This is a genomic window from Bacillus sp. 3255 (assembly GCF_031456485.1).
In the GTDB taxonomy this organism is placed as follows: domain Bacteria; phylum Bacillota; class Bacilli; order Paenibacillales; family NBRC-103111; genus Paenibacillus_E.
The window spans coordinates 177,068-199,912 of sequence record NZ_JAVDUS010000014.1 but is presented as its reverse complement, the minus strand read 5'-3'; the positions used below and the strand labels follow the sequence as shown (position 1 = coordinate 199,912).

Below are 22,845 nucleotides of genomic sequence, written 5' to 3'. Positions count from 1 at the left end.
ATCATTTCTTTCGTAGTCTCATGCGACAGCTCCTCTCCTGTAAATACAGAAAACCACTCCACCAATATATGTAATGGAGCGGCTTTAACTCACTACTGCTTGTTAGTATTGTCGCTCGGGAAGAGCCTTCTTCGCATCTTCTGAAGTAAACACGCCTTCTTTGGTAACAATGCGCTTCTCGATTTGTTTACCGGCCACAACATCATTCACAGCCTGCATCAATTGCGGTCCGAGCAATGGATTACATTCAACGATGAAGTTGATTTTACCTTCAGCCGCTGCTGTCATGCCGTCCTTCACCGCATCAACAGAAATAATTGTAATATCTTGGCCTGGTTTGAGACCAGCCGCCTCAATTGCTTGAATCGCGCCAAGCGCCATATCATCGTTGTGTGCATACAGCACATCAATATCTTTATGTGCTTTCAGGAACGCCTGCATAACTTCTTTCCCTTTGGCACGAGTAAAGTCGCCAGTTTGGGAAGCAATGACCTTGAGGTGCGAGTTGCTCTTAATCTCTTCAGCGAAACCGGCTTTTCGGTCGTTTGCCGGAGCAGACCCTGTTGTCCCTTGAAGCTCAACGATATTCACGTCTTCCTTCGCATCTTTGTATTTATCAGCCAACCATTTCCCCGCCTTTTTACCTTCCTCTACGAAGTCCGAACCTATAAATGTCGCATATAGCGAAGTATCTTTGGAATCAACAGCACGGTCTGTAAGAATGACCGGAATTTTGGCGTCTTTCGCTTCCTTCAATACCGTGTCCCAACCGGATTCAACGACCGGAGAGAACGCGATGACGTCCACTTTCTGCTGGATATACGTTCGGATGGCTTTAATTTGGTTTTCTTGCTTTTGCTGAGCGTCGGAGAATTTAAGGTCAAAGCCCGCATCCTTCGCCGAATCTTGAATTGACTTGGTATTTGCCGTACGCCAACCGCTTTCCGCTCCCACTTGTGCGAAGCCTAGCGTAATTTTTTTTGCTGCCGCCGGAGTCGCCGGAGCAGTTGTCGCTGTATTACCTGCCGGAGCTGCAGTTGTGCCGCTGGAACCCGTACCGGCGCTATTGCTGCAAGCCGCCGTGAATAACATCATGCAGGAAGCTGCGATGAGGACTCCCATTTTTTTCGTCATTTTCATGATTTATTTCCTCCCCTTCATTCACCTCTTGGTCGGTGTGCCCTCATTATAAAACGCTTCCATCATCGCTTTATACGGAGTTTCAAGTTCATTTCTTATAAATTTTTGGGGTTCACTAAGATGTCTCAGCAAAAAGTTTGTTTTTTTGAGAAAAAATTGTTATTTACTTTGAATTTGATAAGCACCATATCCGCCTTGGTAACAATTTGCTATAGTAAAATGGAGAACTATGACCTGAGCGGTAGAAAGGTTGCATCATTCATGAGATTGATACGATGGATTTCTTCCAGCTTGCAAATTAAGCTGCTTACAATGTTTATCATACTAACTTGCATTCCTCTTATTGCAGTTGGACTTATCTCCTATCAGAAGTCTTTCAAAACCGTATTCGACAACAGTAAAGCAGCCGCTATGCTTTCCGCAGGCCAATTGGCTAGGGACCTTGATACACAATTCATCGCTACGCGGAGTCTGCTTGAGATCAGTAAAAACTCGCAGGTGCTTCATTTTATGTTCTCCCAGGAAGATACTTATGAAGATGCCAAACAAATCTTACGAACCATGGATTCTTACCGGCAGACATACCAATATGACAGCGTTCTCAATATTACCATGATTAACTTATACGGCAGAGGCATCAGTGAGCGTAGGGGCCTATTCCAACTGGAGAAAAACCCTTTGCGCAATCCGCACCTGACACATCTGACGAATAACCCGGATGAGGTGCTTATTATTCCTCCATCCGAAGCATCCGCGCTCGACCGTATTGACGGTTTTCAATACAACACCACGAACGTCATTTCCATTATGGCTGCGATCAAACAGCAAATCACTCATGAAGTCATTGGATTCATCATCATTGATGTGGATGATAAGATTGTCAAACAATTTTGCGATAACGTTATGATTGGTGAAACTGGATTTTATTTTGTCGTGGATTCATCAGGTAAACCGATTTTTACGCCATCATCCCTCAAGAACCCGACCAAGCTCCCGTCGTCTTCGGATTTATCACGCATAATGACCGGTTCGGATTCAAATTATGTGGACTCCGCGGAAGGTAAGCCTAAGTTTGTATATGCAGCTCCTTCAAATGCAACTGGGTGGAAAATTATTGGTTATGTCCCGCTTCAGGAAATTGTTGAAGAAGCAAACTCCATTCGCCAACTGATCATTATTACTGTTGTGCTTAGTTTTATCTTTGCCGTCTCGCTTCATTTTTTCATCTCCTATCGATTAACGCACCCTCTTCATCTATTAAAAAGTAAAATGCAGCTCGCGGCTTCAGGCTATTTGGAAGCTAAGGTCACACCAAAAGGTAATGACGAAATTGCGCTTCTAGGCAACAGCTTTAACTCTATGCTCAGTAAAATTCGAGAGTTGCTTGAACAGAGTATTAAAGAACAGGAAGAAATTAAAAAAGCGGAACTGCGGGCCTTACAGGCGCAAATTAATCCTCACTTTCTGTACAACACATTGGATTCCATCGTGTGGATGGCCGAGGCTGGGAAGAATGCTCAAGTCATTCAGCTTGTACAATCTCTTTCCAAGTTGTTTCGCATTTCACTCAGCAAAGGCCGGGATTGGATTATCATTCATAAAGAAATCGAGCATGTACAAAGCTATCTAGTTATTCAACAGATGCGTTATCGAGATATTCTGGATTATGAGATTCTTATAGACGAGAAGTTAAACCCTTATCCAATCCTCAAAATGACGCTGCAGCCGATTGTAGAGAATGCGCTTTATCATGGCTTAAAAAACAAGCGCCGAAAAGGCTTGATCCGAATCTATGGCCACATCGAGGACAATGAAGAAATAGTGCTTGTCGTCGAAGATGACGGTATTGGAATGTCACCGGAGAAGCTTGAACAAATACGTCAATATTTAACCAATAAGCAGCTGCCGGAGCAAACGGGGAATGAAGTATCAGGCGGGTTCGGTCTGCATAACGTGCAGCAAAGAATTAAGCTATATTACGGAGACAAGTACGGAGTAAGTATAGACAGCATTCAAAATGAAGGAACAAAGGTTTCCATTAGAATCCCCAAAACAGGAGGCAACGGATATTGAAAAAGGTGTTGCTAGTTGACGATGAAATTTTAATCCGCGAGACGATTCGAGATACGATTCATTGGGAAGAAGCTGGGCTTATATACTCCGGGGATGCTCCCGACGGTGAAGCCGCACTGCCGCTGATCGAGCAATATAAACCTGACATTTTGATTACGGATATTAAGATGCCGTTCATGGACGGACTTGAATTAAGTTCATACGTCAAGAAGAACATGCCGAATATCAAAATTATCATTCTAAGCGGCCACGGAGAGCACGAATATATCAAATCTGCTTTACAAATAGGCGTGGAAGCGTATTGTACGAAACCGTTTAGTTCAGCAGATCTGTACCAAGTACTTCGGCAGGTAAGCGACAAGATTGACGCTGAGTGCCGTGAAAAAGGGACGCTAACTTGATGAAAAGAAAGGAGCATAAGCTCTGTGTCAGTAACTCCTAGATCGCTTTTGTTATTCTTCATTATCTGTTCACTAATCACAAATGTCGGCTGCCGAAAATCCAGTACTCCCCTGATTTCTTCCGAAACGCTGTCTACGCCCGCTCCAAAAACAGCGCATAACCCAACCTATACGTTTGGTATCATTTATCCAATCGCCCATTTTTTTTACGAAATCATTACCCAAAATGCCGAAAAGACGGCTGCCGCTAATTCAGTTCAACTGGTGGTGAAAGCGCCGGAAGAAATGAGTACCGAGCAGCAGATTCGCATGATGGAAACGATGATTAAGCAAAGGGTCGACGGAATTGCCATTGATCCAATCGATCCAGACTCCCTGATCTCCGTAATTAACAAAGCGGTGGATGCCGGAATACCGGTCATATGTTTCGAAACTGACGCCCCATTAAGCCGACGCTCTTCCTACATCGGGCTTGATCATTATAAAGGTGGGATGCGAATGGGCGAGGTAGTGAACAAGCTAATGAAAGGCAAAGGGATGGTGCTTGTCGAATCTGGCATGGTTCATAACTCTATTCAGAAGGAACGACTATCCGGCCTGCTCAACTATTTGTCCCGGAATACGGAGATTCAGGTGCTGGAAGTCGGCTATAACGAAGGCTCTTCGGATAAAGCTTTAAAAGATATGGAACGTATGATCGACGACCATCCCCACTTTGATACGCTCATTACCCTTGATATTATGTCCAGTCCAGCCTCGATCCTCTTGTGGAAGGCCAAGGGTTTGAAACGAAATGCAATCTCCTTCGGTATGATGCCGAAAGTGAAGGAGGCGCTCATTAACGGGCAAATCACCTCGGTTATTTCACAAAATGAACAGTTGTGGGGAGACTACATCATTGGACAATTGCTAAGCACTGTTCGCGGGGAAAGCGCCTCTGCCTATATCGACACCGGAGTTCAGGAGATGACCAAGCAAATGCTGGAATAATGTTGAATAATTTATTTGAAAGGTTTGTTATTTTATCATCGCTAAAAACGGGAAATAAAAATTTATAATTTTTGAAGCGCAAAACTTCATCGATTCTAGTTATGACACAGGTTTATAATAGAAGTAATTCAGGAAAACGCTTACGTTGCTGTAACTAATATTTTTAAAAATTTATGGTACATTTCCGTGCTACGAGTGGGAGAAACTCGCTCCCCTTGTCCTATAGGAGAGGATGGTAGACATGCTTAAACGTAAACTCATTCTGACAACTCTATTTTGCAATCTATGTTTAACTTTAGCTGCAGCAGCGCCTGCAGGAGCAGCGGACGACGTCAAATTCGAGATAACGGCCCCCGTTACCGAAGCAGACAACGGAGAGTTTACAGTTACTTTGAAAGGGCAAAATATCCAGGATTTATTCGCATATGAAGTAAAACTTGGCATCGATGCCAACAAGGTCGAAATTGTTAAAGCAACCACTGCCATTAACGGATTCTCCGTTCCACCTATAGTGAAAAACAATGAAATTACTTTTGCTCATACAAAGGTTGGTAAAGTAGATGGCGAGAAGGGCAACGTAGACATCGGTACTGTCACTTTCAGGGCAAAAAAAGCAGGAACGACAACCATTAACTGGACGAACATTAAAATCGTCGATTCAAAGTTGGACAGCAAGACTTTTACACCAAACGCATCCACTAATTTTATTAAAATATTCAGCGACCTTGCAAACCACTGGGCCAAATCCGATATTATGCAGATGGTAGATAAAAAAGTCGTAGAAGGTATGGACGACGATCGTTTTGCGCCTGATATGAATGTAACGCGAGCTCAATTTGCAACGTTGCTCTCCAAGGCATTAGATTTGAAGGATGACACTGGGGAAAATCCTTTTGCCGATGTATCCTCAGGAGACTGGTTTGAGGGCAGCGTAAAAAAGGCTTATGCGGCAGGACTTATCAACGGCATAGCGGATGACACGTTCGCGCCGGAACAAAATATTACCCGCGAGGAAATGACAGCAATGCTATTGAGAGCTAAAGCCCATGCAACAGGGATGAATATGGATGATATGACTGTCAAAGAATCCGTCAAATTCAGCGACGAGACTGCCATCAACGATTGGGCCAAAAAAGCAGTCGCACTCGCCGTCGAATCCGGCCTAATGAACGGAAGAACCGAACAAGAATTTGCTCCGCAAGAGCATGCCAGTCGAGCTGAATCCGTTGTCGTGTTGAAAAGGCTTCTAGCAGAGCTGAAATAAAAAAACTTCCCTTCCCGCATATTGCCGTGGGAAGGGAAGTTTTTTATTTCTATTTATAGTCCTCTTTTACACGTAGATGACTCGCTGACCTTGATCGTAAATACCAGATTTCCGGTAAAAGTACGTGTTAATGACGTCTCGCCATTGTTTGGCATTGTCCAGCTGCAAATCAAGTCGCCGTGCGACATGACCGAAGCGCTCCGCGTCCATCTTACCTTCAAGGTCCTGCCAGCGTGCAATCCACTGCTCCACTTGCTCCACGCCAGCGAAGTGTGTATCGTAAATATGCTGAATGACGGTTTTGCCGGTCTGAAGCCGATGCGTATATGGCACATGGTGAAAAAATAGAAGCAGCTTATCCGGGCATCTGTTAAGTCCTTCATATAGCTCAGCGTTCGCCTTACCATATTGTCCCGTATAGCCAGTTCCGGTTCCAGTCGTCCGGTCCACGCCTATTCCTGCATGATCGGCAAAATGGTATGTCCCCCACTTGGAGTACTCGTAACCATCCACGTCAACGCCGTAATGAAGATGCGGGCGCACCATCCATCCTACTCCGAGCGGGGCGGTATAGTTCTCATAGGTCTGCCATGATGACATCAAGATATCCGTTATTGTGTTTTCAACATCGGGATGATCGCCGAACGTTAGGAGTACCCATTCCTTGGCGATTTCCTCCGCCGTAAGCTCGGGATTCCAAATCAGTCTACCGTATCCGTATAAATTCGCCTGTGCCAAATGATGCCCCGTCCAATTCGCGTCATCTCCCACATTGGTTACGGCTGTAATACCGCAATGGACATATGGATGTACAGTGCCAGCCGCGATTTCCTTGATCGTACTGCCTTGCCCCTTCATGTAGGTATCAAATTCAAGAATCTCTTTCCATTGTGGAATTAAGTAGCACACATCAATCTGATGACCGGTGTATTCTTGCGTAATTTGAAACTCCATGATTTGATTCGTCCGCTCCATGGCACCGAACAACGGCGATACGGGCTCACGCACTTGGAAATCCATAGGCCCGTTCTTAATCTGCAGCACGACATTATCCATAAATCGGCCGTCCAGCGGCTTAAAGTGATCATAGGCGGCACGGGCTCTGTCAGTCGAACGGTCTCGCCAATCTTGGTGACAATTATAGACGAAGCATCTCCACATCACTAGTCCGCCATATGGCTTTAGCGCTTCCGCCAGCATATTGGCTCCATCTGCATGATCTCGCCCATAAGTAAACGGACCCGGTCTGTTCTCCGAATCAGCCTTTACAACAAACCCTCCGAAATCCGGGATATAGCGATATACGTTCTCAGCTGTCGTCTTCCACCATGCCGCTACACTCGAATCAAGCGGATCTGCAGTCGTAGTCTCTCCCAGTTCAAGCGGGCTGGCATAATTCACACTGAGGAACAGTCGAATGCCATACTCGCGAAATACATCGGCCACAACTGCGACATGAGGTAAATATGTCTCCGTCACCAGCAGTGTTTCGTGCTTATGAACGTTGACATTATTGATAGCAATACCGTTGATACCGATGCTGGCCATTAAGCGAGCATAGTCCCGTATTCGTTGTGAACCAGCCAAAACCTCATTGTTCAGGAACAGAAAGGAGCGCCCGGCATAGCCACGCTCAATGGAGCCGTCCATATTGTCCCAGTGATTGATCATACGCAGTTGATATTTCGGTTGTTCCTTAATATCAAGGCAATCAAGAGCTGCCCCGGTTGACAACAGCCGCAGCAAATGGAACACGCCATATAAGCAGCCTTTACTCGAACCGCCAGCCAGCAAGATCGCTTCCCGATTCGTTGTATGAACGGTTTTGATCAGGTAACCTTCCGGGCCGACTCCCCCCAATTCGTTCTCACTCAACATTTGCGCCACCAGCGGGGAACGTGATGTGCCCAGTACAATTTGTCGATGCTGCCCAGAATCCTTTACGATAGCCGGACGCTGTCCAAGCATCGCTTCAAGACCTATTACTAGCTCATTAACAGCTGTTTGTAGTGTCCCTTGTTGAGGCGATTCGTCTATGATGATTTCCCTTGCCCACTCCCTGGCAGCTTCTTTCGCTGCCCTTGACGTAAGCTCGTAATCCAGCCAACAAGCATATCCGTTGCTGCTCATTCGAATAATCCTCCTAGTCGTTGTTTAGCCATATCCATGCTTACTTAAGATTCATTCCGTTGATTTCGATTATATGAAATCGCGTATGACTACACCATGGAAGAACCCAAGATGATTTGTAATTTTTAAAGATACTTATCATTTCTACGGTTGTATATGAATCTGAACGGATCACTTGAAACAAAGAAGCCGCTCCCAGGGAGCGGCTTCTTCGTTCAGCTATTCGAGAATCTTGGACGCAATATACGCAATATCAACAATATCGATTATATCATCTCCATTCATATCGGCCATGTTGGCAGTCGCCCAGTCTGCGCTAGTTGAATTCTTACCGTAATGGTAAGCAGCAATCGCAAGGTCACCTACATCGAGGCTTCCATTCTTGTTCAGATCTGCTGATACGACTTTAATGACCGCTGCTTTGAAAATAGCTTCAGCACTACCTAACGCTTCAACCGCAGTGTCTACTTGAATCTGAGTGGCATTTCCGTTGTCTTTTACCGCCTTTGCTGCGCTGATGGCTGCGCCGAATGCATCTTTAGCTGCTTGCGGATATTGTCCAGGTTGTGAACCAACCACTGCCGTTTCATATAAATTTTGAGCATTGGTAACGGCTGCAATCAATGCTGCCTTATCTACAACCACTTCTGAATTGCTGATTGAAATGTTCTTACTGCCATGGGCCGCTTCAATTACAGTTCCCTGAGGAGCTACCCCAAGCTTTGCCTGTGTAACTGCAATTGTCCCGCTAGCATTTAGAACGCCGTCTTTTACTTTAAAAATTGTATTCAGAACAGGCGTACCAGCCCCCGATATTCCTCCGATGTTAGCTGCGATAAGTCTAACTTTGCCAGCGGTACTTTTATCCTCTGTAACAATTTGAATGTCAGCATTTGCACCAGAAGCGCTTATATACTCAAAAACATTGGCATCATAAGTTAAGATGATGTCCTCAGCAAAAACTTGTTGTGTCACATTCGCCAAACTAACGCCTACTGTAAAACTGCTTCCAGGTTTAACGCTGTTGTCTGCCGAAAGTACAGCGGTAGGTACTAATGGTTGGGTGGATGAAACCACCGTAATATGAAACAATGCGGTTTTACTGCCATCTGCTGTGGCTGCAGTAATGACTGCATTTCCTTCTGCTACTGCGTTTACCTTTACGCTAGTAGCACCTGTAGAAGGATTGTAAAATGCTTCAGTAACTGTTGTTACTTCTGTATGACTTGATGAAAAGGTAACTGTCTTGTTTGCAGCATTCCCGGGAGATATTGTTGCAAGCAGTGTTGCGGTGGACCCCTTGATCATGCTTAACGCAACTGTTACATCTGTTACGGGTACAACCTCTTCCGTATTTAGAGTCTTGATTGTATTGCCTGAAGAATCCAATACTATAGCACTGCTTACCCCGTCAATCTTATGCCCTAGATTTAGGTTTGCATCGGTTGCAGCTTTAACGGAAGGTGGCACGCCGATAAAAATGCTCGCCGATATAGCCGCAGACATAAGTAAGGAGACAATTTTTTTTACTTTTCTCATCTGCCGAACTCCTTTTTAAGAAAAGGTGATCTCTAAAGATATTAGAGTTATGCCCTATCTCGCTAGAAATTAACTTATCGAGAGAGGGCATAAACTCGCAGTTCAACTAAATATTCAATCAGTTACTCGAGTATCTTAACTGCAACAATCGCAAGATCCAGAATGTCGATCTTATTATCCCCATTGAGATCAGCAGCTTTAGCAGTCTCCCAATCCGCGCTTGTGGAATCCTTGCCATAATGGTAGGCAACCATCGCCAGATCTCCCACGTTGATGCTTCCGTCATTATTCATGTCTGCAGATTTAATTACCGCAGCCTTGAAGATATCCACTGCGCTGCCCAGTGCTGCTGCAGCACTGTCAACCTGGGCTTGTGTCGCATTCGCATTGTTGTTTACAGCTTTGGCTGCTTGGATGGCAGCGCCTAAAGCATCTTTGGCTGCCTGCGGATATTGACCAGGTTGCATTCCAACCACTGCTGCGTCAAACAGACTTTGTGCATTCGAAATCGCAGCTATCAAGGCGGACTTATCTACAACGACTTCCACGCTGCCTACTGCAATGCTCTTACTGCCGAGAGCTCCCTGCACCACGGTTCCCTCCGGACCTACGCCGAATTTGGCCTGCGTTGCTGCAATCGCTCCCGTCGTATCCTGAACACCGGCCTTAACCTTGAAGGTCAGATTGAGAACCGGTGTGCTGGCTCCAGTAACCCCGCCGATATTAGCGGCAATAAGTCTAACTTTGCCAGGGGTCGACTTATCCTCTTTCACGATCTGGATATTGTCGTTTGCACCTGCCACGCTGACATAGTCAAATACGTTGGCATCATAAGACAAGGTAATATCCTGAGCATAAACACTTTGTGCCAAGTTGTCTAAATTCACCGCCACTGTGAAGCTGCTGCCGGGCTTCACACTGCTCTCGGCCGAAATTGCAGCTGTTGGTCCTTTCTGTTCTGGCCAGACTGGATCAGTCGTTGCGCTGCTTGTGGTTAACAAGATTCGGTCTATAATAAGCCCATCTTCCCTCCCCCACAGTTTCAATTCATGCATGCCGGCAGTAACATTCAAAGCAGCTCCACCGGTTACCCCTGCGCTTGTACCGCTAACATTAATCCATTTAAATTGGCTGTTACTCACGCCTTGCATACCATTGGCGGTAAATTTATATTGATTATCCAATCCGACGTGGATAGAGTCTGAATTATAATCAATACTCTTCGCAAGTAACCATACGTTATAAGAACCGGTAGCCGGGAAGTTGACTTTATAGTTCAGACTTGATCCCGATGCCAGTGTAGCTGCATCCGTACCTGACATGGCAAAACCGTTATCAGGGCCAAATAACATAGCTTTCGTTGACTGTCCGTCAACCAGCGACCAAGTGTGTCCATTTATGGTGCCATATACGTAAGCATTAACTGAGTTTTCTGCTGCAGCTTCTGCTTCAATGGCCACTACGGCAGGCGTATTGACACTTACATTCATTTGCGTTGTTGCTGCATCGCCTAATGTCCCTTTATAACTTACAGTAACATTGGTTGTTCCACTGGCTTTGGCAGTAATTGTACCGTTTGCAACATCTGCTACGGCAGGACTCGAATTCGTATAAGTGGCTAATTTCGTTACATCTTCCGTATGTCCATCCATATACTCTGCTGTTACTTTAAATGTGGCGGATTTGCCCGCATCCAGTGCGAAAGAAGCATTATCAACCGTAATATTCTTTACCGTCAACTCACTGTTCAAGTCCTTAACCAGTAAATTGAGTGTATCTGTTTTACCGCCATAGGTTACGTTAATGGTTGCCGTACCATAGCCAATGCCGGTGACTACTCCTTCACTGACACTTACGATGCTGCTAGGCGATGATGTTGCAGTTGCTTGAGCAGTAACATCTTCACTAGTCCCATCGGAGTATACGGCAGTAACCTTCATAGTTGCTTGGTTCGTTCCGGAAACAGTGTCGATCTTTTGTTTATTGATGGAGGCATTAATGGCAGCTAATTCATGAACAGCACTCTTTGGTTCGAACTGCCAGGAGTCAACCTTGAACAGATTGCCTGCAGATGTTCCTCTGTATACCATATAAACATCATGAACACCTGCCGCGCCTGAAACATTTGTTGCTTTTGTTTTCCATACGTTGTCTCCGCCTGTGTTGGAAATCGGAAGTGTCCCAATCAAGGCGCCGTCCGCACTATCAAGACGGAGTTCTATCGTGCCGCCGGCCGACCCGCTTGCAACATTAGCCTTAAATACTCCTGCTCCTGTGGCACCAAAGTCGACTTTGGAAATGGCTGTCCAGTCTCCATCATTAATATTGGTAACAGCCAGGTTTATGCTGCTTACCATTCCTCCGGGCTCAGTAGTGGCTTCTGTGGCAATGCCCCCGTTCCAACCGATGGTTTCAGCCTCAACTCTGGTATATGGATTGAAGTTTTTCAACTGCGGGACACCTTTATAATCCCCAGTAATATTTTCAATGACTCCGTTTGCATCAATATTGACCTTATTAATGTGTGCATTACGGTATCCATGCGGTTGTCCCCCCATTTGAGGTACAGTCCCGCTTTCAGCCAATGCCTTAGCGAGGGTCTGGGCATGGTAGACGATATACCATTGATCTTTAAATTCAAAGACGGCATGATGGTTGTTGCCTCCAACACCGAAGAAGGTTGCCGGATTAGGCAGTATGGTTTTCACATACGTGAATGGGCCCATTGGATTATCACTTACCATATAAGCAATCGTTCCAGTTGGAATATCCGCCGGATGTCCGCTTGAGAAATTCGTACAATAAGAGTAATAGTATTTTCCATTATATTTATGAATGCCTGAGTCCTCAAACAACCAAGGCGGATTGATGCGGCCCAGTGTTCCACCGCTCGCGCTCAGATCCAAACTGATCATATCCGCTCCGAGCTTAGCCACACGCGCTGTCCCCGGGTCAGCTTCCTTACCCGTCGGTACGCCGCCGCCAAAATAGATATATCCACTTCCATCATCGTCAACCAATACCGCTGGATCAAACAGCCAAGTAACATCACTAGCCCCTGGTGTGTTTCTATTCACCAAAGCCTTTCCAATTGGATCTGTAAAGGGGCCGATGGGACTATCCGCTGTGAGCACACCTATTCCGTTCGCGCTATCAGCAAAGTAAAGGAAGAATTTCTCTTTGCCATCAATCGTTTTATGTGCAGCTGCCGGTGCCCAGGAATTATTGGCCCATTTGGCCGCACCTTGCGGGCCAGCTACAGGTATTTCGCCGTGGTCTGTCCAGTTGATCATATCGTCAGATGAAACAACCGTAATCTTATTAATTTTGCCATATCCGTTATCCTTAATAGTCCCGTCTGCATTGTATTCAAATACATCATTGGTCATGTAAACATAAACTCTGCCGTTATATTCCATGGCATACGGATCAGCACCGAACTTCTGCGTAAATAGCGGATTTGCGTTGCCAGGAGTTTTGCCGATCGCTGGCGTGACCGTCGTTGTCGCAGCCTCGACTCTCTCTGTAATTACCGGGCTTGATGTGAGCGCAACCGTTAGAGCCATTGTCACCCCAAGCACTTTCTTCCACTTTTTCATAGAACAACCTCCACCGTCATGAAAATGATTTTTGTTGCGTTAGCCATCACATTTCTACTTGCAATCTATAACTCGTTTTTGCCTGGACACCTCCTTTCACTCCATCTACGCCATGGAAAATAAAGCGCTTTCATTAACACTGACACAGAATAAGTTTCCTAGTTCCTAGCCCTTTCTTATTCCAGATACTCGAACATTGCTTATGACTGCCATTGTCCTTCTGACTGCTTTAATTATAACTTTGCTATTTGGAAATCACGATGTAATTTCTTTTTTAAAAAGTTGAAATTTTAGGTGGGATTTTGCGCGAAGCGAATGTCAAAAACGACTAAACTTAGGCGAATCAGGCGAGCTAATTGATTATTTTTTTCGGGCGTTTTTTCTACATAGTAAGCTCTATCCCACGATGAGATCACATGTTAAGGATAGAGCTTACTAGCATTCAGTTTTTGTTAGCGTTATGACCTATTCAAGTATTTTAGATGCAACCAACGCAAGATCCAGAATGTCGATCTTATTATCCCCGTTCAGATCAGCAGCTTTAGCAATTGCCCAATCCGCGCTTGTGGAATCCTTGCCATAATGGTAAGCAACCATCGCCAGATCTCCCACATTGATGCTTCCGTCATTATTCATGTCCGCAGACTTGATTACCGCAGCCTTGAAGATATCCACTGCACTGCCCAGTGCCGCTGCGGCACTGTCGACCTGAGACTGTGCTGCACTTGCATTGTCATTTACAGCTTTGGCCGCTTGGATGGCAGCCCCTAACGCATCTTTAGCCGACTGCGGATATTGACCGGGTTGTGTTCCAACCACAGCCGTGTCAAACAGACTTTGTGCATTCGAAATCGCAGCTGTCAAGGCGGTTTTATCTACGACAACTTCAACACTGCCAATTGAAATGCTCTTACTGCTTATAGCTGCTTGAACAACCGTTCCATCCGGGCCAGCCAGCTTGGCTTGAGTAACAGCAATCGTTCCAGACGTATCATGAACACCGGACTTCACTTTAAAAGCAAGATTCATAATCGGCGTGCTGCCTCCCGTGACCCCTCCGATATTAGCCGCAATGAGTCTAACTGTTCCGGCGGTCACTTGGTCCTCGCCGGCAATCACAATGTTTTCATTGGAGCCTGCCGCACTTACATAATCGAAAACATTAGGATCATAGGAGAAGGTCATGTCCTGAGCATAAGCCGTTTGTGTCAGGTTGTTCAGGTTAACTGCAACTGTAAAACTGCTTCCAGGCTTTACGCTGTTATCTGCCGTTATTGCAGCTGTAGGTACTTTCGGCTCGACCGCCGGCCACACAGGATCTGTGGTTGAATTGCTTGTGGTTAGATAGATCCGGTCAATAATTAAGCCGGATTCTCTTCCCCATAGATTCAACTCATGCTCACCGGCAGTGATATTTAACGTTGTGCCGCCTGTTACAGCTGTACCGCCATTACTTAGATTCATCCATCTGAACTGGCTGTTACTCACGCTCTGAATACCATTGGATGTAAATTTGTACTGATTATCCAGCCCGACGTGGATAGAATCCGTTTGGAAGCTATGGCTTTTCGCAAGCAACCAAACATTGTAACTTCCTGCCGTTGGAATGTTGATTTTGTAATTAAGACTGGAACCTGCAGCAAGACTCGCCGCATCCGTTCCTGGCGTAACAGAGGTGCCGTCGTCCGGTCCAAATAACATGGCTTTCGTGGATTGACCGTCAACTAGCGTCCATGTATGGCCATTTGCTACACCATGTACATAAGCATTAGCTGAGTTTTCTGCAGCCGCTTCCGCCTCAATAGCCACAAAGGCTGGCGTATTAAAATTAATGGTATAGACCGCTGATTGCAGACCCTCCCTGCTTACAGTCACTGTGGCCTTTCCTGGTACAGCCGTTGCTTGTGTAATTGTGACAGTTGCATCAGCGTCATTGGAAGCGGCCGTAATTTGCGGCGGTGCTGAGCCTGCTGGCAGATCGACGGAGTAGCTGTATACACTTGGATTAAATCCGCTCAGTTGTACGCCATTCATCTGAAGCGATTTTAAATTCGTGTCGAAATTTGAGCCTGATAACTTGTCATCTAATTTAAAATAATCAAAGTCAACGTAACCGCCTGTTGTTTGAGTCGCAAAATTAAATAATGCAAAACGGTAGCCCATAAAATGCGGGATTGTATACGACATTTGGAGTGTGTTTCCTATCGATGCCCAACGCTGACCGTCAAGACTGAAATAAAAATAAGCTTTATCCGTCCTGTTCTTAAAATCCAGTTCAGTCCTTAGGTAGACCGTATTTTGATTAAGAGGGATACTTGCTAATTCCACTGCCGATCCAGAACTGCCATTCACCATGATGATGGATTTGGTATTTCCCGACATTTTAACGCCGACAAATCCATAGTTTTTTTGGAATGCCGCAATCCCAGCATAATCCCCATCTTTCATATTGCTAACATCTAACGCAACTGTCCCAGAACTCTCCGGTCCAAAGGTTCTCTGTGTAAGAGAATTTCTTGCATTCAAAATATCCGTGCTCGTTGTACCAGTCTTAAGTCTCAGATACCCTGTGCGATCAGTTAGAGACCAGAACCTATTATCCGGATTATGGTTCCATTGCCATACAAGTGAGAGATTCGAACCATTATCGTCGTTTTCACCGCTTGCTACCTCTGTATGATATGCTCTAACTTTCTCTGTTCTCTGATCGAAGTTGTCCGATGAAACCCAGGATTTCGAAAGCGCCGCTGGAATCCCCGTATCATTGACATCCCCGAATACAGGCCATCCGTCCTGACTCCAGGTCATAGGCACAATGTAAGGAATACGGCCCACGGACCCGTAATCCTGGAACAACACGCCATACCATTTCCCGTCAGGGGACTGAACAACTCCCCCTTGCGCTACACCGGCACTGTTAGAATTACTGCCGGATCTTAAAGCAATTTTCCCTTCATATGCTCCATCAATCGTATCCGCTCTGTGGACTAACTCAGTACGGATACTCCCTGATGGCCATGAAATATTGAAAATGTAATATTTTCCATTAATTTTATATACGTGGGTGCCTTCAGCACCAAGACCGCCAGAGCCTCCTGGAGCACTAGCATTTTGAATGATTGTTTTATTCATACCGCCTGCTTTGATTGCTGTCGCATCTGCTGTAAGCTCAATTATTTTAATCGTTCCATTTCCATAAACCATATAAACACGTCCGTCATCATCGAACAGCAAGGACATGTCATGATAAACGCCACCGGCTAATTCATACTTTTCCCACGGACCTTTTTCTATGTCCGTAGTCTGAAAAACATAGGTCTTACCAATATCATTGGAAGCAAACACTACATAAAACTTGCCGTTATTGTATCTAATGCTGCTTGCCCATGAGCCCTGACCGTATAGGTTCTGCCCATTTGAAAGAGTTTGCTTGTCGTTAGCGGCCAGAATATCGTATACATAATTGACAATTTCCCAATTGACGAGGTCCTTAGACTTCATAATTGGAACGCCTGGGTTTACGTGCATGGTCGTGCTGGTCATATAATAAGTATCGTTTACCCTAATGACATCAACATCCGGTACATCGGCCCAGATAATTGGATTTTTCGCAGTGCTTTCTGCAGCTTGTGCCGTATTGCTGCCTGGTAAACAACTTACCACTAATGTAAAAACTAATAAGAATGCAAACATTTTTTTATACATGGATTTGAATTTCCTCCCATTCTGGTTCAGTCTGAAAGCTAATTTTTGACCATTTGGACGAGTGATCTGTACTCCCATGAATTTAAAAGCAGAAATTGATAGCGCTTTAAATATTGCGGATCATCATTGAATTGGAAACATTTTACCGCCCCCCTGGATAATATTTCCTTCATTATAACTGTGCGATTATTAAAGCACGATGTAATTTCTTTTTATAAAAGTTCATTTTTTAGGTAATACGTCCATGATCCTTTTTGCCAAAAATCAAATTTTTTGCGAATGAAAATGAACTTTTGCCTTTTAGCAAGATGCAGCGCTAAAAAATTTACAAGAAACGAGTTAGAAACTCTGTATAAAATGATTTGTGATCTTTCTATAATGAATTCATAAGGAATCGGCCAGCTCTGATGTTAGTGCTCGTGAGGACTGGCTATTCTCATCTAAGAGAGGTGTTATCCAATGAGGGAAAACGAGCCCGTTCTAGAAATGTCCGGTATTCATAAACAATTTCCTGGTGTTAAAGCTCTGTCAGACGTTAGCTTCCGGATGTTCCCGGGAGAAGTTCATGCTTTGATGGGAGAGAATGGAGCTGGGAAATCAACGCTTATTAAAGTTCTGACAGGAGTTTATTCCATTGATCAAGGTAGCGTAATGTTGGACCGGAAAGCGGCTAAATTCACCAGCCCCCGGGATGCACAGCAGGCTGGTATCAGTACCGTGTATCAAGAAGTTAATCTATGTCCTAATCTTACCGTGGCTGAAAATATATTCATCGGTAGAGAACCTCGGCGATTCGGCCGTATTCTCTGGAAAGAGATAAATCGGCAGGCCGAGCAGTTGTTGAAAAAGAGAATGAATCTTGAGATTGATGTAACGCAACCTTTGCATACATACTCAGTAGCTGTTCAGCAACTAATCGCGATTGCAAGAGCTGTAAGTATATCAGCCAAAGTCCTCATCTTGGATGAACCGACTTCAAGTCTTGATCGTGGCGAGGTTATGCAGCTATTTACGGTCATGTCCAGGCTGAAAAATGAAGGATTGGCTATCTTATTCGTCACTCATTTCCTCGACCAGGTATACGAAATTTCAGATCGTATAACTATTCTTCGCAACGGGGAATATGTTGGCGAGCATTTGGCTAAAGACCTCCCTCGCATAGAACTAGTATCGAAGATGATAGGCAAGGACATTAGTCTTCTCGATGAACTTCCCAAAAATAATGTGCATTATCTAAAAAATGAAGTCTTCGTGGAAGCCTCGGCCTTAGGCAAAAAAGGATCGATTGAACCAGTTGATCTCTCGATATGCAAGGGTGAAATTGTTGGCCTGGCTGGTCTTCTAGGCTCGGGGAGAACAGAGCTTGCCAGACTGTTTTTCGCTGCAGACCGTGCCGATTCGGGTGAATTAAAGTTTTCCGGTTCCATCGTCGATGTACAATCGACAAGACAAGCGATTGATCAAGGAATTGCTTTTTGTTCAGAGAACCGCAAGACGGAAGGGATTATTGATGATTTAACCATTCGTGAGAATATAATTCTAGCTCTTCAGGCAACTCGCGGTTGGTTTAAAACGATTTCAAGAAAACGGCAAGATGAGATAGCCGAAGAGTATATCCGTGCTTTAAATATCAATCCGCCCAATCCCGAGCATTTAATTAAGCATCTAAGTGGCGGCAATCAACAAAAAGTACTGCTTGCCAGGTGGCTTCTGACTGAACCAAAACTATTCATTCTGGACGAGCCGACGCGGGGGATTGATATTGGCGCAAAAGCAGAAATTCAAAAGCTGGTCCTTTCTCTTGCACATAAAGGCATGTCGGTCCTATTTATCTCGTCGGAGCTTGAAGAGGTGCTTCGAGTTAGCGAACGAATCGTTGTTCTTAGAGACCGTAAGAAAGTGAAGGAAATGTCAGGAGAGGAAATCAGTCAACGAAATGTCATGAAGGCGATAGCGGGAGGTTAAGTCATGATGAAGCATCATTTGTTTTGGCCGATATGTCTGTTAGCTATTTTGTTATTGTTTAATTTGGTGTACTCCCCCAGTTTTTTCGCTATTACAATGAAAGATGGCCATTTATACGGAAGTTTAATTGACATTCTGAATTTCGGTTCCCCTCTCATTCTTGTAGCAATTGGTATGACTTTAGTTATTGCAACAAAGGGTATCGATCTTTCTGTGGGATCTGTTGTAGCCATATCCGGTGCTGTAGCTTGTCTAACGATTAGTAAAAGCGGCGATCAAAACGCATTGGGAACATTATTGTTATCCGTTGGGATCTCCCTTGCATTATCCTTGCTGCTAGGTTTATGGAATGGATTCCTAGTTGCGAAAACAGGTATTCAACCCATTATCGCCACTTTGATTTTAATGGTTGCCGGAAGAGGAATTGCACAGCTAATAACAGGCGGTCAAATTATTACCGTATCGAGCTCGTCTTATAAATATCTTGGTGCCGGTTCTTTAGGGACTCTGCCCTTTTCCATCTTTCTTGTTGCCATTGTTTTTGTGATTTCCGTTTTATTAACACGTAAAACAGCCCTTGGGTTATTTATTGAGTCCGTTGGTTGTAAACCGACGGCAAGTCTTTTGGCAGGTGTTCGCTCTCACACCGTTACGCTGTCTGTATATATTTTTTGCGGATTGTGCGCAGGAATTGCCGGTTTAATTTTGAGTTCAAACGTCTCTAGCGCGGACGGTAATAATGCGGGTTTATGGTATGAACTGGATGCCATTCTGGCCGTTGTCATCGGAGGAACCTCATTAAATGGAGGACGATTTTATCTTAGCGGTACGCTAATCGGAGCATTAATTATTCAGACCCTGACAACAACGATTTATATGATCGGAGTTCCACCCGAAATTACATTAGTCGTCAAATCCATTGTTGTCCTTGCTGTATGTCTCATTCAATCGGAAACCTTCCGCAAAACGATACTTATGAGCTGGAAGGCTCGCAAATATCCGGCAGAACGGGAGGTTAAACGTCATGCTGCTTAATCGTAAATATATTCCTATCTATGTGACCGTTTGTTTATTCGCATTGATGTATATATCAGGCTCGTTCAGATATACAGGTTTCTTCTCCTTGCAGGTTCTATTAAATTTGTTAATCGATAATGCCTTTCTACTCATTACGGCCGTTGGGATGACCTTTGTTATCATCTCAGGAGGTATCGATTTATCGGTAGGATCGGTAATCGCATTAACGACGATAATCTCTGCCTCGCTTTTGCAAGCAGGCTGGCCCCCTGTTATTGTAATCTTATTCGTATTAATAATTGGGACCCTTTTCGGCTGGGGGATGGGAGCGATTATTCATTACTTCAATATCCAGCCGTTTATTGTCACACTCGCTGGGATGTTTCTAGCAAGAGGACTTTGTTACGTGATCAGCATAAACACAATTACAATCGATAATGCACTTTATACCCGTATTGCACAGACCAAAATTCCGCTGCCAGGAGGTAACTTCATTTCGATTAGCGTAATCATCGCACTCATGGTTGTGGCGATTGGATTTTATATGGCACATTATACCCGCTTTGGACGTAATACCTATGCTATCGGCGGTAGTGAACAATCCACTCTATTAATGGGCTTACCTGTTGCGAAAACAAAGATGGGCGTTTACGCTTTCAGTGGTTTATGCTCTGCACTCGCCGGCGTTGTCTTCACGTTCTATATGTTATCTGGTTATGGCTTACATGCCATGGGAATGGAGCTTGATACGATCGCGGCCGTCGTCATTGGCGGAACCCTCTTAACCGGCGGAGTAGGTTATATAGCAGGTACCTTCTTTGGAGTCCTGATTCAAGGGGTCATCCAAACGATAGTTAGTTTCGAAGGTACGCTTAGCTCTTGGTGGACTAAAATTGTAATTGGTTTACTACTCTGCATATTCATCCTTCTCCAGAAGGCATTAAGTGAGCGAAAATGGGCTAATAAGTAAAACAACAAAAGGACTTTGGCGGGTTCCGCCAAAGTCCTTTCTTTCATTAAGTTTCATCCTTAATGCATAAGATGGATGATAGCAATTCATGCTCATCGTTTAATCAACTGCTCACTGGCTTCGCTCCGCTCCATGACCAAGAGGGCGCTATCCAAATTCCCACTTTTCTTAAATTCCTTGGTGGTCATCCCGGTTATGCGTTTAAAGAGAGTAGAGAAGTAATGGGAGTCGTTATAACCGACGAGAAATGCAATTTCAAACGATTTGTACGATGTCGTTTTAAAGAGCTCCATCGCTTTACGAATACGATAATGTGTCAAGTACTCAATGAACGTGCGGCCTGTTTCCTGACTGAATACCTTGCTTAAATGACTGGAGCTCACCTTGACATGCTCCGCTGCATCCTGAAGCGAAAAAGTGTCATTGTTGTAATTAGCATGAATGTATTCCTTAACACTCCTGAGCATATCGCCATATCTGTCATTCGTTTGAGAACGCCACGACCAAAACTGATTTGTGAGGCTGGTCAAATAGTGAATCGCATCCTCCGTAGAACGAACCGTCTTGAGAATTTGCTGCAACTGCTGAAGCGTGTCCTCAGGCGCGTCCCAATGCCGGTACATATCCTTAGCCGAACGAAATACCTCCAATGTCAAATCATTAAGAATGTAATAACCAATTGGGGAGGAGGTCCAATCAATACCAGCCAATGCCGAGGCGTATTCCTCCAAGAACGAAGATAATTGTGAAGGAGAGCCTATTTTCAGGAAGTTCACGAACCAGGCACGGTCCAAGAAAACGTATTGTTCCATGGACCCTGAGATCGATTCCCAAAGCGTGACCCGGTTTTGACTGGATAATCGCCTCCAGTGCATATCCTCAACAGCCTCCAAGAAAGAGAGGTGAATATTCATCAGCCGTTCCTGTACGCTGCCAATCCCTACCGCGATCGAAACCGAAGCAGAAGGTATCCGTTCGTTATTCATATTTAGTATTTCCTTGAAAATTTCTAGCTCAAACTGGATTTGTTCTAGCGTCTCACCTTTAATTAGCCAACAAATCTCCGTGCGGCTTCGCTTAAATTGTAACAATTCCTTACGATCAAGAGCTTTTTGAAATTGCCCGATCAGATTATCTTCTATTTGACTCGCTACGCCGGCATCCAATATTGGCTTGTCTTCAACCGTACGCACATCTGAGATTACTACAACATAATAGCGCGCTTGCAAATCAAGCGACAAAGTCGCGCCGAGCTGAATAGCCTCAATCGTTGTAACAAAACCGCTGCACAAATCATTCAGCAGCTTTTCACGCGAAACTTCAATTTTCTCGAGCTCGCTTTGCCTCAATTTGTCAATGCTGGCCTTTATTTCACGTTCTTTATCGATCAACTCGCTTGCATTGCGTAAAAGCTGGACGAGATCTAATGCACGGATCGGCTTCAAACAGTAATCGTGGACCCCCATCCTTAAAGCCGTTCTTGCATAGCCGAAATCCTCATGTCCAGTCAAAATAATAATTATCACTTCCGGATATCGTTCTCGAACGATAGCGCTCAGTTCCAAACCGTTCATAAAGGGCATCATAATATCTGTAATGATGATGTCAGGCCGTAATTGCTCAATTAAAGTCAGCGCCATTTCCCCGTCGGGGGCGTCACCGCAATAAATAAAGCCCTCTTGCTCCCAATGGATGCACTCCCGTATCGTTTCCCTGATCAGAATTTCATCGTCTACTAGCATGACTTTTTTCATTATGGCTCACCTTTTTCCATTGGAATGAGAAGGGTGACTATTGAAGCAACTTCGAAGCAATATCCCGGAATTAAAACGCTTTCAAATCTGTGTAACACTATTTTAACAGTCTATAAACCAAAAGATAATGAACAAACTTTCGATCTTTTGCACTTTTATCGGATTTGATGCTCATAATGGATATTGGCAAAATCGGCATACCCACCACTTTCTCCGGTTGCATAGTTTGCATCGGCAGTCAGCTCCGTAATACGGACATCGCCATTTCCATGAAAAACGAAATACGCGGCGGTGATCT

Annotated in this window: 13 protein-coding genes; 7 read left to right on the top strand and 6 right to left on the bottom strand. The window is 44.7% G+C overall.

Annotation, left to right across the window (positions count from 1 at the left end):
- Positions 1-102 precede the first annotated feature (102 nt).
- Complete coding sequence (locus tag J2X61_RS21245) at positions 103-1,140, bottom strand: ABC transporter substrate-binding protein (protein ID WP_274465698.1); 1,038 nt, start codon at positions 1,138-1,140, stop codon at positions 103-105.
- Positions 1,141-1,260: 120 nt separating this feature from the next.
- Here J2X61_RS21245 and J2X61_RS21240 point away from each other — a divergent pair, with 120 nt between their 5' ends.
- The 4 genes from J2X61_RS21240 to J2X61_RS21225 all read left to right on the top strand — a co-directional run bounded on the left by J2X61_RS21240 (position 1,261) and on the right by J2X61_RS21225 (position 5,868).
- Positions 1,261-3,213, top strand: coding sequence for a cache domain-containing sensor histidine kinase (locus tag J2X61_RS21240; RefSeq protein ID WP_274465699.1), 1,953 nt, complete (start codon positions 1,261-1,263; stop codon positions 3,211-3,213).
- 5 nt (positions 3,214-3,218) lie between these two features.
- Positions 3,219-3,614, top strand: coding sequence for a response regulator (locus J2X61_RS21235; protein WP_274467409.1), 396 nt, complete (start codon positions 3,219-3,221; stop codon positions 3,612-3,614).
- Positions 3,615-3,638: 24 nt separating this feature from the next.
- Complete coding sequence (locus J2X61_RS21230) at positions 3,639-4,604, top strand: sugar ABC transporter substrate-binding protein (protein ID WP_310190353.1); 966 nt, start codon at positions 3,639-3,641, stop codon at positions 4,602-4,604.
- Positions 4,605-4,845: 241 nt separating this feature from the next.
- A complete protein-coding gene (locus tag J2X61_RS21225) occupies positions 4,846-5,868 on the top strand; it encodes an S-layer homology domain-containing protein (RefSeq protein WP_274465701.1) in 1,023 nt (340 codons plus the stop codon).
- 66 nt (positions 5,869-5,934) lie between these two features.
- Here J2X61_RS21225 and J2X61_RS21220 read toward each other — a convergent pair whose 3' ends face one another.
- From J2X61_RS21220 to J2X61_RS21205, 4 genes are all read right to left on the bottom strand, one after another.
- Complete coding sequence (locus J2X61_RS21220) at positions 5,935-7,998, bottom strand: alpha-glucuronidase family glycosyl hydrolase (protein ID WP_310190350.1); 2,064 nt, start codon at positions 7,996-7,998, stop codon at positions 5,935-5,937.
- A 219-nt stretch (positions 7,999-8,217) separates the two neighbouring features.
- On the bottom strand, positions 8,218-9,537 hold the full coding sequence (locus tag J2X61_RS21215) for an Ig-like domain-containing protein (RefSeq protein ID WP_310190347.1): 1,320 nt from the start codon (positions 9,535-9,537) through the stop codon (positions 8,218-8,220).
- Positions 9,538-9,659: 122 nt separating this feature from the next.
- Positions 9,660-13,136: a carbohydrate-binding protein gene (locus tag J2X61_RS21210; RefSeq protein WP_274465704.1), complete on the bottom strand. Its 3,477-nt coding sequence runs from the start codon at positions 13,134-13,136 to the stop codon at positions 9,660-9,662.
- A gap of 465 nt (positions 13,137-13,601) precedes the next feature.
- Positions 13,602-16,841, bottom strand: coding sequence for a family 43 glycosylhydrolase (locus J2X61_RS21205; RefSeq protein ID WP_310190342.1), 3,240 nt, complete (start codon positions 16,839-16,841; stop codon positions 13,602-13,604).
- 459 nt (positions 16,842-17,300) lie between these two features.
- Here J2X61_RS21205 and J2X61_RS21200 point away from each other — a divergent pair, with 459 nt between their 5' ends.
- The 3 genes from J2X61_RS21200 to yjfF are packed head-to-tail and all read left to right on the top strand — an operon-like array spanning position 17,301 to position 20,793.
- Positions 17,301-18,806, top strand: coding sequence for a sugar ABC transporter ATP-binding protein (locus J2X61_RS21200; protein WP_274465705.1), 1,506 nt, complete (start codon positions 17,301-17,303; stop codon positions 18,804-18,806).
- A gap of 3 nt (positions 18,807-18,809) precedes the next feature.
- Positions 18,810-19,841, top strand: a complete 1,032-nt coding sequence (locus J2X61_RS21195; protein ID WP_310190339.1) for an ABC transporter permease — start codon at positions 18,810-18,812, stop codon at positions 19,839-19,841.
- Positions 19,831-20,793 carry a galactofuranose ABC transporter, permease protein YjfF gene (yjfF, locus tag J2X61_RS21190; protein ID WP_274465707.1) on the top strand — a complete coding sequence of 321 codons (963 nt, stop codon included), beginning with the start codon at positions 19,831-19,833 and terminating at the stop codon, positions 20,791-20,793. The genes J2X61_RS21195 and yjfF overlap by 11 nt, the downstream gene beginning before the upstream one ends.
- 92 nt (positions 20,794-20,885) lie before the next feature.
- Here the strand turns inward: yjfF and J2X61_RS21185 are convergent, their stop codons facing one another.
- Positions 20,886-22,547 carry a response regulator transcription factor gene (locus tag J2X61_RS21185; RefSeq protein ID WP_310190336.1) on the bottom strand — a complete coding sequence of 554 codons (1,662 nt, stop codon included), beginning with the start codon at positions 22,545-22,547 and terminating at the stop codon, positions 20,886-20,888.
- Positions 22,548-22,845 lie beyond the last annotated feature (298 nt).